The 13,596-nt window shown below is 61.7% G+C and carries 14 protein-coding genes; 1 reads left to right on the forward strand and 13 read right to left on the reverse strand.

All coding sequences use genetic code 11. The annotated features are described in order from the left end of the window. Window positions 1–83: 83 nt before the first annotated feature. From F8N49_RS18085 to F8N49_RS18145, 13 genes are all read right to left on the reverse strand, one after another. Window positions 84–1,034, reverse strand: a complete 951-nt coding sequence (locus F8N49_RS18085) for an LD-carboxypeptidase (RefSeq protein WP_151552021.1) — start codon at window positions 1,032–1,034, stop codon at window positions 84–86. A gap of 132 nt (window positions 1,035–1,166) precedes the next feature. Further along, entirely contained in the window at window positions 1,167–2,165 is a 999-nt protein-coding gene (gene lipA, locus F8N49_RS18090; protein WP_160768663.1) for a lipoyl synthase, read from the reverse strand. A 25-nt stretch (window positions 2,166–2,190) separates the two neighbouring features. Continuing rightward, window positions 2,191–2,838, reverse strand: coding sequence for a lipoyl(octanoyl) transferase LipB (gene lipB, locus F8N49_RS18095; RefSeq protein ID WP_151552022.1), 648 nt, complete (start codon window positions 2,836–2,838; stop codon window positions 2,191–2,193). Beyond that, complete coding sequence (locus F8N49_RS18100) at window positions 2,838–3,113, reverse strand: DUF493 domain-containing protein (protein ID WP_016773029.1); 276 nt, start codon at window positions 3,111–3,113, stop codon at window positions 2,838–2,840. The genes lipB and F8N49_RS18100 overlap by 1 nt, the downstream gene beginning before the upstream one ends. A gap of 86 nt (window positions 3,114–3,199) precedes the next feature. Beyond that, window positions 3,200–4,357: a D-alanyl-D-alanine carboxypeptidase family protein gene (locus tag F8N49_RS18105; protein ID WP_016773028.1), complete on the reverse strand. Its 1,158-nt coding sequence runs from the start codon at window positions 4,355–4,357 to the stop codon at window positions 3,200–3,202. Between the two features lie 187 nt (window positions 4,358–4,544). Beyond that, entirely contained in the window at window positions 4,545–5,555 is a 1,011-nt protein-coding gene (locus F8N49_RS18110; protein ID WP_016773027.1) for a septal ring lytic transglycosylase RlpA family protein, read from the reverse strand. Continuing rightward, window positions 5,555–6,565, reverse strand: coding sequence for a lytic murein transglycosylase B (gene mltB, locus F8N49_RS18115; RefSeq protein ID WP_110602899.1), 1,011 nt, complete (start codon window positions 6,563–6,565; stop codon window positions 5,555–5,557). Before mltB ends, F8N49_RS18110 begins: the two co-directional genes overlap by 1 nt. 17 nt (window positions 6,566–6,582) lie before the next feature. After that, on the reverse strand, window positions 6,583–7,686 hold the full coding sequence (gene rodA / locus F8N49_RS18120) for a rod shape-determining protein RodA (RefSeq protein WP_050977864.1): 1,104 nt from the start codon (window positions 7,684–7,686) through the stop codon (window positions 6,583–6,585). A gap of 31 nt (window positions 7,687–7,717) precedes the next feature. Continuing rightward, window positions 7,718–9,613, reverse strand: a complete 1,896-nt coding sequence (gene mrdA, locus F8N49_RS18125; RefSeq protein WP_071173699.1) for a penicillin-binding protein 2 — start codon at window positions 9,611–9,613, stop codon at window positions 7,718–7,720. 10 nt (window positions 9,614–9,623) lie between these two features. Next, window positions 9,624–10,091, reverse strand: coding sequence for a 23S rRNA (pseudouridine(1915)-N(3))-methyltransferase RlmH (rlmH, locus tag F8N49_RS18130; protein ID WP_011063671.1), 468 nt, complete (start codon window positions 10,089–10,091; stop codon window positions 9,624–9,626). A 9-nt stretch (window positions 10,092–10,100) separates the two neighbouring features. Next, the gene (gene rsfS / locus F8N49_RS18135; RefSeq protein WP_016773024.1) at window positions 10,101–10,595 is read right to left on the reverse strand and encodes a ribosome silencing factor; all 495 of its coding nucleotides are present in this window, start codon (window positions 10,593–10,595) and stop codon (window positions 10,101–10,103) included. Window positions 10,596–10,667: 72 nt separating this feature from the next. Beyond that, on the reverse strand, window positions 10,668–11,390 hold the full coding sequence (gene nadD / locus F8N49_RS18140) for a nicotinate-nucleotide adenylyltransferase (protein ID WP_372241038.1): 723 nt from the start codon (window positions 11,388–11,390) through the stop codon (window positions 10,668–10,670). Then, the gene (locus F8N49_RS18145) at window positions 11,359–12,630 is read right to left on the reverse strand and encodes a glutamate-5-semialdehyde dehydrogenase (RefSeq protein WP_151552024.1); all 1,272 of its coding nucleotides are present in this window, start codon (window positions 12,628–12,630) and stop codon (window positions 11,359–11,361) included. Before F8N49_RS18145 ends, nadD begins: the two co-directional genes overlap by 32 nt. 177 nt (window positions 12,631–12,807) lie before the next feature. On the opposite strand from F8N49_RS18145, the gene F8N49_RS18150 reads away from it, so the two are divergent. Further along, the gene (locus tag F8N49_RS18150) at window positions 12,808–13,533 is read left to right on the forward strand and encodes a DNA-3-methyladenine glycosylase (RefSeq protein ID WP_016773021.1); all 726 of its coding nucleotides are present in this window, start codon (window positions 12,808–12,810) and stop codon (window positions 13,531–13,533) included. The last annotated feature ends 63 nt before the right edge of the window (window positions 13,534–13,596 follow it).

Raw genomic sequence — 13,596 nt, forward strand, 5'->3', positions numbered from 1 at the left:
TGGTTGAAACACAATTGTGTAGCCGACTCATAACCTGTGGGAGCGGGCTTGCCCGCGATGACTGAATGTCAGGCGACCAATTTCTAGACTTTGATCACCACATCCTGCTCCAGCAGCAACTCCTGCTTCCCCGCATCCAGGCGCACCAGCGCGCCCAACGGCAGTGTCAGGTTCGGGTCGCAATGGCCACTGCGCCAACCCGACAGCACCGGAATCCGCAACGGCTCAAAGGTTTGCTTGAGTAGCCGATTCAGCGCGTCGACCTCCACCCCGGCGATATCACCGACCAGCACACCGCGCAGTCGGGCCAGCTTGCCGGCCAGACGCATCTGGGTCAGCAGCCGATCAATGCGATACAGCGGCTCGTTGATGTCCTCGATGAACAGAACTGCGCCTTCGACATCAATCTCGTAGGGCGTGCCGAGGGTTGCAGCAATCATCGCCAGATTGCCGCCAAGCAGGCGTCCGTGGGCGATGCCCGGTTCGACGGTTGATAACGGATAAGCCGCCGGATGGCTCAGTACACTCCCTGACTTCATTTGCCCGCGCAGCATGGCGAAGAATGACGTGACGGTCGGCGGCTCCTTGTCGCCGAGCAGGTCGGCATTGAGCAGCGGGCCGTGAAAGATCACAAACCCGGCGTAGCGACTGATGGCCAGGTGCAGCGCGGTGATGTCGCTATAGCCGACAAACGGCTTGGCATGCCGGCTGAGCAGGTCGTAATCGATTCGGTCCAGCAGACGCGGCGTGCCGTAGCCGCCGCGCAGGCAAATGATCGCGTCGACTTCGGGGTCAGCGAACGCCGCGTGCAGATCGCGCAGGCGTACGTCGTCACTGCCGGCCAGATAGCCGTCCTTCTCATAGACACCCGGAAACACCTTCAGCCCATAGCCGCGCGCGCGCATCCATTGCAGCGCTTTTTCAGTGTCGAGGGCGCCGGGGCCGGCAGGCGCGATGACGCCAATCGTCCCTTCGGAGGGCAGCGCCGGTACGGGTCGGTGGGCAATCAGGGTGTGGCTCGGTCGAACGGTCATCCTTGGGCTCCAGCGGTAAAGTCATGCACACACAGTAGTCAGCTGATGAGACAAACAAAAGCCCCTTGTCTCAGGCAAAAAAATGCCCGCCGAGGAACCGTCCTCGGCGGGCATTTTTACATCAGCAGTGAATCAGGAACCCAGCAGCTCGGCCTTGACCAGCTTCGCCTGCTCGTCGGCGTGGTACGAGGAACGTACCAGCGGGCCCGAAGCGACGTTCTTGAAGCCCATCTTGTAACCTTCTTCGGCGAACCAGGCGAAGGTGTCCGGGTGCACGAAACGCTGCACCGGCAAGTGGCTGCGCGACGGTTGCAGGTATTGACCGAGGGTCAGCATGTCGATGTCGTGTTCGCGCATGCGCTTCATGACTTCGATGACTTCCTCGTCGGTCTCGCCCAGACCCAGCATCAGGCCGGACTTGGTCGGAATGTGCGGCATCATCTGCTTGAAGCGTTGCAGCAGGGTCAGCGACCACTGGTAATCCGAGCCCGGACGCGCAGCCTTGTACAGGCGCGGCACGGTTTCCAGGTTGTGGTTGAACACATCCGGCGGCTCGGCGGCGGTGATTTCCAGGGCGATGTCCATGCGGCCACGGTAGTCCGGGACCAGGGTCTCGAGCTGCACGTTTGGCGACAGTTTGCGGATTTCGCGGATGCAGTCGGCAAAGTGTTGTGCACCGCCGTCACGCAGGTCGTCACGGTCAACCGACGTGATCACCACGTATTTGAGCTTGAGGTCGGCGATGGCGATGGCCAGGCTTTCCGGCTCGTTGACGTCCAAAGGCTTCGGACGACCGTGGCCAACGTCGCAGAACGGGCAGCGACGAGTGCAGATGTCGCCCATGATCATGAAGGTTGCGGTGCCGCCGGAGAAGCATTCGCCGAGGTTCGGGCAGGAGGCTTCTTCGCAGACACTGTGCAGCTTGTGCTTGCGCAGCAGGCTCTTGATGCGGTCGACTTCCGGCGAAACCGGGATGCGCACGCGGATCCAGTCGGGTTTCTTCGGCAGTTCGGTGGTCGGGATGATCTTGACCGGGATGCGTGCAACCTTCTCGGCGCCGCGCAGCTTGACGCCGGCTTCAACCTTGGGACGCGGGGCCGGGCGCTCGGTCACGTCGAGCGTCGGGATCATGGTTTGCACTGCATCAGTAGTCATATCAGTCGATTCCGCCCGTGAGGGTCGTCTGCTCAGCATAGTCGAGGTGTTTGACGAGCTGCGCGCGCAGCCGGGCACTTACCTCGGCAAATTCAATCGATCCTGCGTGATCGCTCAGCTGGGTCATGGCCAGCCCGGCGTAGCCGCAGGGATTAATCCGTCGAAACGGTTCCAGGTTCATATCCACGTTCAGGGCCAGGCCATGAAAGGAACAACCGTGGCGAATGCGCAAACCCAGAGAAGCGATTTTCGCTCCATCGACGTACACGCCGGGAGCATCTGGCTTGGCGGAGGCGGTGACGCCGTAGCTGGCCAGCAGTTCGATCAGGCAGGCTTCCATGCGGCTGACCAGATCACGCACGCCGAAACCCAGCTTGCGTACATCCAGTAACAGATAAGCCACCAGTTGCCCGGGGCCATGATAAGTCACTTGACCGCCACGATCGACCTGCACCACCGGAATATCTCCCGGCAGCAACAGGTGTTCAGCCTTGCCGGCCTGGCCCTGGGTGAACACCGGCGGGTGTTCGACGAGCCAGATTTCGTCGGCGGCAGTATTGCCGCGTTCGTTGGTAAAGCGTTGCATGGCATGCCAGACCGGCTCGTAAGCCATCTGGCCCAGCTCGCGAAAGCCCAGCGTGCCGTGCATCACAACACCATGTGCACGAAGCCGGTCGCCCGCAGTTCGCTGTTGATGTTGTACAGCTGATCCTGATCGGTGGCGACGATGTGCAGCTGGATGGTGGTGTACTTACCGGTGCTGCTCTGACGCTCGTCGATGCGCTCGTCATTGATGGTCGCGTGTTTCTTGACGATCTCGATGATCTGGTCTTTGCGGCCTACGCCCGTATCGCTGATCACCTTGATCGGATAATCAGTCTGGGGAAATTCGATCTTTGGCGCCTGTACTTCGGTATCGGTCATGGCGTAACGGCCTCTATAGCGCAAGCCGTGGTAACGCACATGGCCCCGCACCGGATCGGGGCGGGGCCATGCAGGTCAACACAAAATCAGTTGAACAAGCCGTAGAAGAATAGACGGATGCTATCCCACATGCGGCGGAAGATACCACCCTCCTCGACGCCGTCCAGAGCGATCAGGTCGGCGCTGTGCACCACCTTGTCTTCCAGTTTGACTTCGACTTTACCGATCACGTCGCCCTTGGCGATTGGCGCAACCAGTTGCGGGTTCATGGTCATGCTGGCAGCGAGCTTCTTCAGCTGGCCTTTTGGCAGAGTCATGGTCAGGTCTTGCGCCAGGCCGGCCTTGACCTGGCTGGTGGTGCCTTTCCATACCGGCGCCTGCGCCAGTTCGGTGCCCTTCTGATAGAAGGTCTGGGTTTCGAAGAAGCGGAAACCGTAGGTCAGCAGCTTCTGGGTTTCAGCGGCGCGGGCCACTTCGCTGTTGGTGCCGAACACCACGGCGATCAGACGCTGGCCGTCACGTACCGCCGAGGACACCATGCAGTAGCCGGCTTCATCAGTGTGGCCGGTTTTCAGACCGTCAACGGTCTTGTCGCGCCACAGCAGCAGGTTGCGGTTAGGCTGCTTGATGCCGTTCCAGAAGAACTCTTTCTGCGAGTAGATCGCATAGTGAGCCGGGTCTTCGTGGATGATCGCACGGGCCAGAATCGCCATGTCGTGCGCCGACGAGTAGTGCTCAGGGTTTGGCAGACCGGTCGGGTTCATGAAGTGGGTATTGGTCATGCCCAGTTCGGTGACGGTCTTGTTCATCAGATCGGCGAAGGCGTCTTCGCTGCCGGCGATGTGCTCGGCCAGGGCGACGCTGGCGTCGTTACCGGACTGGATGATGATGCCGTGCAGCAGGTCGCTGACAGTCACCTGCGAACCGACCTTGATGAACATCCGCGAACCGCCGGTGCGCCAGGCGTTTTCGCTGACGGTCACCGGATCGTTTTCACCGATCTGGCCGCGACGGATTTCCAGGGTCGCGATGTACGCGGTCATCAGCTTGGTCAGGCTGGCCGGTGGCAGACGCTGGTCGCCGTTGTTTTCGACCAGCACGTTGCCGCTGCTGGCGTCCATCAGAACATAGGCCTTGGCGGCCAGTTGTGGTGGCGACGGCATCATCTCGGCCGCGAAGGCGGCTGGCGAGAGGAGCAGCGGGACTAGCAGACACAGGCGTTTGGCAAAGGTGGTGATGTTCATCCGTCTCTCGAAATCGCTAATGGAAACTTGCCCGAAGGCAAAACTTATTCAGACAGCCTTCTAACGGGCCATCGCGTGTTCAGTTGCTCACTCCAGTCACCCTTGCCGGGCTTTTGTTCTTCGACGAGCCAACAACCTGGTTCACCCCCCGAATACCGCAAGTGAACCGTCAATCAAGGTCTACGTGTTACTCGGTGACCACGCTGGGCGAACCCAGATTGGCCAGCCGCACACTGTTCTGCACCTGGGCGATCTCACCCGGCGAGCCGATCGGCCCCAGGCGTACCCGGTGCAGGGTCTGCTGATTGCGCACGATCGAGCTGATGAACACCGGCGCGCTCACCATCCCGCTGAGCTTCGACCTCAGCAGCTCGGCAGCGTCCGGGTTGGCGAACGCGCCCACCTGCAGATACTGGCCAGACGCTGGTGCAGAAGCGTTTTTTTTTGCATCGATCTGCACGGGCACCACGGCCGCGGCGTGTTGCTGCGGCGGCGGCGTCCATTGCTCGACGGTGCCGGCCGACGCCGTAATCACTGGCGCGCTATTCTGCGCCACTTGCGGCTCGTTGAGCATCAGCGGCGCCGGACGGCCCTTGGCCGCCCACCACTGCTGCGGATCGATGCCTTCGACCTTGACCCGCGCGGTGCCGGTTTCGGCATAGCCGAGCTTCTTCGCCGCTGCGTAGGACAAGTCAATGATTCGATCGGAATAGAACGGCCCACGGTCGTTGACGCGCAGGATCACCGTCTTGTTGTTGTCCAGGTTGGTCACCCGAACGTAACTTGGCAGCGGCAAGGTCTTGTGCGCGGCACTCATGCCGTACAGGTCATACACTTCGCCGTTGGCGGTGTTCTGGCCATGAAACTTGGTGCCGTACCAGGACGCCGTGCCCGAAGCCACGTAGGTCTTGGATTCCTGCAACGGAAAATAGGTCTTGCCCAGCACGGTGTAGGGATTGGCCTTGTACGGGCCGGTGTGCAGGGTCGGTGTCGCATCAGGGATGCGCGAAACATCGACATCCCACCACGGCGCGCCGTCTTTGTGCGCGCGGTTGATGTCCAGGCCCGGTTGGGCGCGGACAGCAGTGGACGGGGTTTTCTGCGTCGGCGTGCGGCTGGTCGTGCAACTGGCGACCAGGACTGCCAACGCAGCGAAAGCCACCAGCTTCAGGGGTTTATTGTTAGGCAATGCCTGCATTACTTGACGCCCCGTGCTTGTACCAGCTGTTCAGACAGTTGATGTACGGCCATGGCGTACATCACGCTGCGGTTATAACGCGTGATCGCGTAGAAATTCTGCAGGCCCATCCAGTATTCAGGGCCGTTGTCGCCTTCGAGGCGAAATGCGGTAACCGGCATATCATCGCGCAGCGCATCATGACTTGACCAGCCCAGCGCCCGCAACTCTGCGACCGTTTTCACCGGTTCGATACCGGTGGTCAGGCCTTCATCGGCCTGCTCGCCGCGCACATCGGCGCGGCTGACCACCGGCTCACCGGCAACCCAGCCATGACGCTTGAAGTAACTGGCGACGCTGCCAATGGCATCGTCCGGGTTGTTCCAGATGTTGATGTGGCCATCACCGTCGAAATCCACCGCGTAGGCGCGAAAGCTGCTCGGCATGAACTGCGGCAGGCCCATGGCCCCGGCGTACGAGCCTTTCAGGGTCAGCGGGTCGACCTGCTCTTCACGGGCCAGCAGGAGGAACTCACGCAATTCCTTACGGAAAAATTCGGCACGGGGAGGATAGTCGAAGCCGAGGGTCGATAAAGCATCGATCACGCGGAAATTACCGGTATTACGTCCGAAAAAGGTCTCGACGCCGATGATCGACACGATCACTTGTGCCGGCACTCCGTATTCCTGCTCGGCACGGGCCAGGGTCGCCTCGTGCTGACGCCAGAAGTCGACACCCCGGGCGATGCGCGCGTCAGTGATGAACATCGGGCGATATTCATTCCACTGCTTGACCCGCTCGGCGGGTTTGGAGATGGCGTCGAGAATCGACTGCTTGCGTTGCGCCTCGCGGAACACACCCATCAGTTGTTCACCGGCGAAACCGTAGTCGCGGGTCATTTCGCCGACGAATTCGGCCACCTGCGGCGAGCCTTCATAGTCGCCGGCCAGCGCTTCCTGCACGCTCCCCAGCAGGCCCATCAGGCCAACCAGCGGCGCGCATCGAGTCGCCCAGCCACGCATTACTTGCATTGCACTCTTCACCTTATTCAAACCTGTGCGATCCACTTGCGATGGGTATGGATCGACATCAAAACCCCAAACGCTGACAGCAGCGTCACCAGCGAAGTTCCTCCGTAGCTAATGAACGGCAACGGCACCCCCACGACCGGCAACAGGCCACTGACCATACCGATGTTGACGAAAACGTAAACAAAAAAAGTCATGGTCAACGCGCCGGCGAGCAATTTGCCGAACAGCGTTTGCGCCTGGGCGGTGATCACCAGCCCGCGACCGATCAACAACAGATAGATCAGCAGCAGCGCGCAAATCCCCACCAGACCGAACTCTTCGCCAAGCACGGCAATGATGAAGTCGGTGTGGCTTTCCGGAAGAAAGTCCAAGTGTGACTGGGTGCCGAGCAGCCAGCCTTTGCCGAATACGCCACCGGAACCGATCGCGGCTTTGGACTGGATGATGTTCCAGCCGGTGCCGAGCGGATCGCTTTCCGGGTCGAGGAAAGTCAGGACCCGTTGCTTCTGATAGTCGTGCATGACGAAGAACCACATCGCCACCGATACCGGCACCGCCGCCGCCAGCACGCTGAGAATCCAGCGCCAGCGCAGGCCGCCCATGAACAGGACGAAGGCGCCACCGGCGAGAATCAGCAGCGAGGTACCGAGATCGGGCTGGCGCACGATCAGAATGAACGGCACGCCAATCAGCATCAGGCTGATACCGACGTGCTTGAGCTGCGGCGGCAAGGTGCGTTTGGACAGATACCAGGCGATGGTCGCCGGCATCAGGATCTTCATGAATTCCGAGGGCTGGAAGCGGATCACCCCGGGGATGTTGATCCAGCGCGTGGCGCCCATGGCGTTGTGGCCCATGATGTCGACGACGATCAGCAATATCACGCCGATCACGTAACCGAGCGGCACCCAGCGGGCCATGAAACGCGGCTCGAACTGGGCGATGACAATCATCGCCACCAGGCCGATGCCGAAGGATGTGGCCTGCTTGCCGAGCAGGTCCCAGCTCTTGCCGCTGGCCGAATACAGCACGAACAGGCTGCCGGCGGCGAGAATCAGCAACAGGATCAACAGCGGGCCATCGATATGCAGTCTTTGCAGCAACGTCGCGCGGCGACGCATCACATCCTCGCTGGAGAGCATGCGATCGAAGTTATTCATCACGGGCCGGGGCCTCCGCAGTGATAGGGCTGGCGTACTCGGCTTTCAGGTGGCCGTCCTGGTCGAGCAACCAGGCGTCCATGACCTGGCGCACCACCGGCGCGGCAACGCCGGAACCGGACTCACCGTTCTCGACCATCACCGACACGACGATTTTCGGATCATCGGCCGGGGCGAAGCCGACGAACAAGGCGTGGTCGCGGTGGCGTTCCTGGACCTTGGAGCGGTCGTATTTCTCGCCCTGCTTGATCGCCACCACCTGCGCGGTACCGGACTTGCCGGCGATGCGGTATTGCGCGCCGATCGCCGCTTTGCGCGCGGTGCCACGGGCACCGTGCATCACCTGCTGCATGCCGTGGTTGACCTTGTTCCAGTCGGACGGGTCGCGCAGGACGATGTTCGGCATCGGGTTTTCATCCACCGGCTTCACCCCGTCGAGGGACTTGGCCAGGTGCGGACGGTTCCAGATGCCTTTGTTGGCCACCAGCGCCGTGGCCTGGGCCAATTGCAGCGGCGTCGACTGCATGTAGCCCTGGCCGATCCCGAGAATCAGGGTTTCGCCGGGGAACCACGCCTGCTTGCGCGTTGCGCGTTTCCATTCGCGCGATGGCATTAGGCCCGGGGATTCTTCGAACATGTCCAGCGAGACCTTCTGGCCGATGCCGAACTTGTTCATATAGGTCGACAGCCGATCGATGCCGAGCTTGTGCGCCAGGTCATAGAAGTAGGTGTCGTTGGAACGCATGATCGCCGTGTCGAGGTCGACGAAGCCGTCACCGGTACGGTTCCAGTTGCGATACTTGTGGTCGTAGTTGGGCAGCATGTAATAGCCCGGGTCGAACACCCGGCTCGAAGCCGTGACCACGCCAGCGTCAAGACCGGCAATCGCTACCGCCGGTTTGATCGTCGAGCCCGGCGGGTACAGACCGCGCAGCACGCGGTTGAACAACGGCCGGTCGATGGAATCACGCAACTCGGCATAGGCCTTGAAGCTGATGCCGGTGACGAACAGGTTCGGGTCGAAACTCGGCTGACTGACCATCGCCAGCACTTCGCCGGTCTTCGGATCGAGCGCCACCACCGCACCACGGCGCCCGCCCAGCGCGGCCTCGGCGGCTTCCTGCAACTTGATGTCGAGGCTCAGGACGATGTCCTTGCCGGGAATCGGATCGGTGCGCTTGAGCACCCGCAACACGCGGCCACGGGCGTTGGTCTCGACTTCCTCGTAACCGACCTGACCGTGCAATTCCGGCTCGTAGAACCGCTCGATGCCGGTCTTGCCGATGTGGTGGGTGCCGCTGTAGTTGACCGGATCCAGCGATTTCAGCTCTTTCTCGTTGATCCGCCCCATGTAGCCCACCGAGTGCGCAAAGTGCGCGCCCTGCGGGTAATGCCGGACCAGTTGCGCGACCACTTCCACCCCGGGCAGGCGGAACTGGTTCACCGCGATCCGGGCGATCTGCTCTTCGGTCAGCTCGAACAGGATCGGCACCGGCTCGAACGGCCGACGCCCCTGCCGCATGCGCTTTTCGAAGATCACCCGGTCCTCGGGCGTCAGCTCCAGCACCTCGACGATGACGTCGAGCACCTGTTGCCAATCGCCGGAGCGCTCGCGGGTCATGCTCAGGCTGAAGCTCGGCCGGTTGTCGGCCACGACTACGCCATTGCGGTCGAAAATCAGCCCGCGCGTCGGCGGAATCGGCTGCACATGGACGCGGTTGTTTTCCGACAGGGTCGAGTGGTACTCGTACTGGATCACCTGCAGGTAATACAGACGCGCGATCAGCACACAGATCAGCGCCACGATCACGATCGCACCGAACACGACACGGCTGCGCACCAGACGGGCGTCCTTTTCGTGGTCCTTGATGCGGATCGGCTGAGACATGAGGGCAGGCTTACTTGTGGTAAGGGTGGCCGGACAACACGGTCCAGGCACGGTACAACTGTTCGCCGATCAGGATCCGCACCAGTGGGTGCGGCAAGGTCAGCGGCGACAATGACCAGCGCTGGTCAGCGCGGGCACAGACTTCCGGTGCCAGCCCTTCCGGGCCGCCGACCATGAAGTTGACCGTGCGCGAATCCAGGCGCCAGCGATCGAGTTCGACCGCCAGTTGCTCGGTGCTCCACGGCTTGCCGTGAACCTCCAGCGTGACGATCCGCTCGTTGTGCCCGACCTTGGCCAGCATGGCTTCGCCTTCCTGGCGGATGAAACGGGCCACGTCGGCATTCTTGCCACGGGTATTGAGCGGAATTTCCACCAGTTCCAGCGCCAGCTCGGACGGAAGACGCTTGGCATATTCATGCCAGCCTTCTTCCACCCACTTGGGCATGCGTGAACCGACGGCGATCAGGCGCAGTCGCACAGCGATCCCTTAGAACTGGTCTTTGTTGAGCTTGGTGAAATGCTCGTGGGTGTTTTCCGGGCTGTGGTGCTTGGCATCGGCCGCACGGCTTTGCTCGGCACCGGCCCACAGGCGCTCCAGGTCGTAGAACTGACGCGCCGAGGCAGTCATCATGTGCACGATCACCAGATCGAGGTCGAGCAGAACCCAGTCGCTATCGCCCTTGCCTTCTTCGCCCAGAGGCTTGGCGCCCTGCTTTTTCACTTCCTCGCGGACCTTGTCCAGCATCGCGTTGATCTGGCGATTGGAGGTACCGGTGGCGATGATCATGTAGTCAGTGATGCTCTGCTTGTCGCGCACATCGATGATCTGGATGTCCTGGGCCTTGACGTCTTCCAGCGCAGCGACGGCAATCTTGACCAGTTCGTCGCCCTTGAGCGGCTCGTTGGTGTTGACGGCTTCCGGCAGTGGTGCGCTCTTGAACGTGCCTTTGCGCTTTACTTTCGGTAGATCTTTATCAGTCATATGTAACTCGTTTTGCTCATGTATTCGGCGGCTTGGGGATACGGTGATCCGTATCGGTGAAGCGCGCCTTGTTCAGTTCGACGCACGGTACAGACCGTGCGCATCGATGTAGGCCAGGACCGCGTCGGGCACCAGGAAACGTACCGACTTACCGCTGGCCAGCAGTTGACGGATCTGGGTGGCGGAAACCGCGAGCGGTGTCTGCCAGACGAATGCAATCTGTCCGCTCGGCCCTTTCAGGGCCAGCGGGTCGCTCACCGAACGCGCTGCCAGCAGGTTGCGCAAGGCATCCGGCGGTTCGCTGTCGGCGTCCGGGCGCTGTAGCACCAGGATGTGGCAATGCTGGAGCAACTCTTCCCAGCGGTGCCAAGTGGGCAGGCCGCAAAATGCGTCCCAGCCCAAAAGCAGAAAAACCTGGGTCTCGGCGGGCATCTCTGCGCGCAGCGACTCCAGGGTATCGATGGTCCAGGACGGTTTGTCCCGCTGCAATTCGCGGGCGTCCACCACCAGCGGCGGCAATCCGGCCACCGCGCACTCGACCATCGCCAGCCGGTCCTGCGCCGACACCTGCGGCGTCCCGCGATGTGGCGGCCGCGCGTTCGGCATCAGGCGCAACTCGTCCAGCGCCAGCGCTTCGACGACTTCCAGCGCGCCACGCAAATGGCCGATGTGCACCGGGTCGAACGTACCGCCCAGCAGGCCAATGCGTTGCGGGCGCGACTCGCTGCCGGTGTGCGGCGCTGTCAGGTCGAGGTCGGTCAAGTCAGACCGTCGCCTGGCCGCGCAACTGGCCATCACCGACCACGATGTACTTCTCGCAGGTCAGTCCCTCGAGCCCGACCGGGCCGCGGGCGTGCAGCTTATCAGTAGAAATGCCGATCTCGGCACCCAATCCGTATTCAAATCCATCGGCAAAGCAGGTCGGCGTGTTGATCATCACCGAGGCCGAGTCGACTTCCGCCACGAACCGGCGAGTGTCAGCGAGGTTTTCGCTGACGATCGAGTCGGTGTGATGGGAGCCGTAATGGTTGATGTGTTCGATCGCCTGCTCCAGACCGTCGACCACGCGGATCGACAGAATCGGCGCCAAGTACTCGGTGTGCCAGTCGTCTTCGCTGGCCGCGACCGCTTCGATGATCGCCCGGGTGCGCTCGCAACCGCGCAGTTCAACGCCTTTTTCGCGGAACTGCGCGGCCATCGACGGCAGGAAATCCCTGGCAACAGCCTGATCGACCAGCAGGGTCTCCATCGCGCCGCAGATACCATAACGGTAAGTCTTGGCGTTGAAAGCGATGCGCTGGGCTTTGGCCAGATCGGCGTGTTCGCTGACGTAAACGTGGCAGATGCCGTCCAGATGCTTGATCACCGGTACGCGGGCATCGCGGCTGATGCGTTCGATCAGGCCACGACCGCCACGGGGCACGATGACGTCGACGTACTCAGGCATGCTGATCATCGCGCCGACGGCGGCGCGGTCAGTGGTTTCGACCACTTGCACCACAGCGGCGGGCAGTTCGGCTTCGGCCAGACCGCGCTGGATGCACGCGGCAATCGCGCGATTGGAATGAATTGCCTCGGAGCCACCGCGCAGGATGGTCGCGTTGCCGGACTTCAGGCACAGGCTGGCGGCATCGATGGTCACGTTCGGACGGGATTCGTAGATGATCCCGATCACGCCCAGCGGCACGCGCATCTTGCCGACCTGAATGCCCGACGGACGGAAGCTCATGTCGCGAATCGCGCCGACCGGATCCGCCAGTGCAGCAACCTGACGCAAGCCGATGATCATGCCGTCGATGCGTGCCGGGGTCAGTTCCAGACGCTCCAGCAGCGCCGGCTCCAGACCGCTGGCGCGACCGGCAGCCAGATCCAGCTCATTGGCTGCGGCCAGCTCGGCGCGTGCAGCATCCAGAGCATTGGCGGCAGCCTGCAAAGCGCGGTTTTTCTGCGCGGTGCTGGCGCGACCGATGACCTTGGAGGCAGCGCGGGCGGCGCGACCCAATCGGGTCATGTAGTCAAGAACGGACTCAGTCATGGTCTGCTGGGGTCTTGGCAAAGAGGAAAGCGGCAGATTATAGCTGCCGCGTCCCGGGACTAACAGCGGTGACGGGCGGATGGTCGAAATGAGCTGCGTTTGGCCGGCGTTCAGACGTAATTAAGCTCAGCGTTGTTATCATCACGACCTCTTGAGCCTGGATAAACCTTGCCCATCATGACCAACGTGCCCCTTTGCCCCGAGTCCGCGCGCCTGCCCGTGGGCCTGCCGGACAGTTTTTTCGACCGCGACGCCCAGGTTCTGGCGCAGGCGCTGCTCGGCAAAGTCATCCGCCATCGCGTCGGTGATCTGTGGCTGAGTGCGCGAATCATCGAGACTGAAGCCTATTACTTCGCGGAAAAAGGCAGTCATGCCTCGCTCGGTTACACAGAAAAGCGTAAGGCTTTGTTTCTGGATGGCGGCCACATCTATATGTACTACGCCCGCGGCGGTGATTCGCTGAACTTCAGTGCGCAGGGGCCGGGCAACGCGGTGCTGATCAAATCCGCCTATCCGTGGGTCGATGAAGTGAGCGGTCCGGCGAGTCTGGCGCAGATGCTGCTGAACAATCCCGATGCCCAGGGCCGACCGCGTCCGACACAGAAGCTCTGCGCCGGACAGACCCTGCTGTGCAAGGCGCTGGGTTTGAAAGTGCCAATGTGGGATGCCAAGCGTTTCGATCATGAATTGTTGCTGGTCGAAGATACGGGGCCGGCACCCTCGCAGATTATTCAAACCACCCGGCTGGGCATTCCGCTGGGCCGTGATGAACACCTGATGTATCGCTTCGTTGACGCTGCGTATGCGCAATGGTGCACGCGGAACCCGCTGCGACGGGGTCAGGTCGAAGGCCGGGATTATATTTTGCTTCCCGTAACCGACGCCGAATCCGTTAATGAATGATGACCTCCCCTGTGGGAGCGAGCCTGCTCGCGAAGGGGTCGTGCCAGCCAACGTTTCTATCGT

Origin of the sequence: Pseudomonas sp. GXM4 (assembly GCF_008923895.1) — a bacterium.
In the GTDB taxonomy this organism is placed as follows: Bacteria; Pseudomonadota; Gammaproteobacteria; order Pseudomonadales; family Pseudomonadaceae; genus Aquipseudomonas; species Aquipseudomonas atacamensis.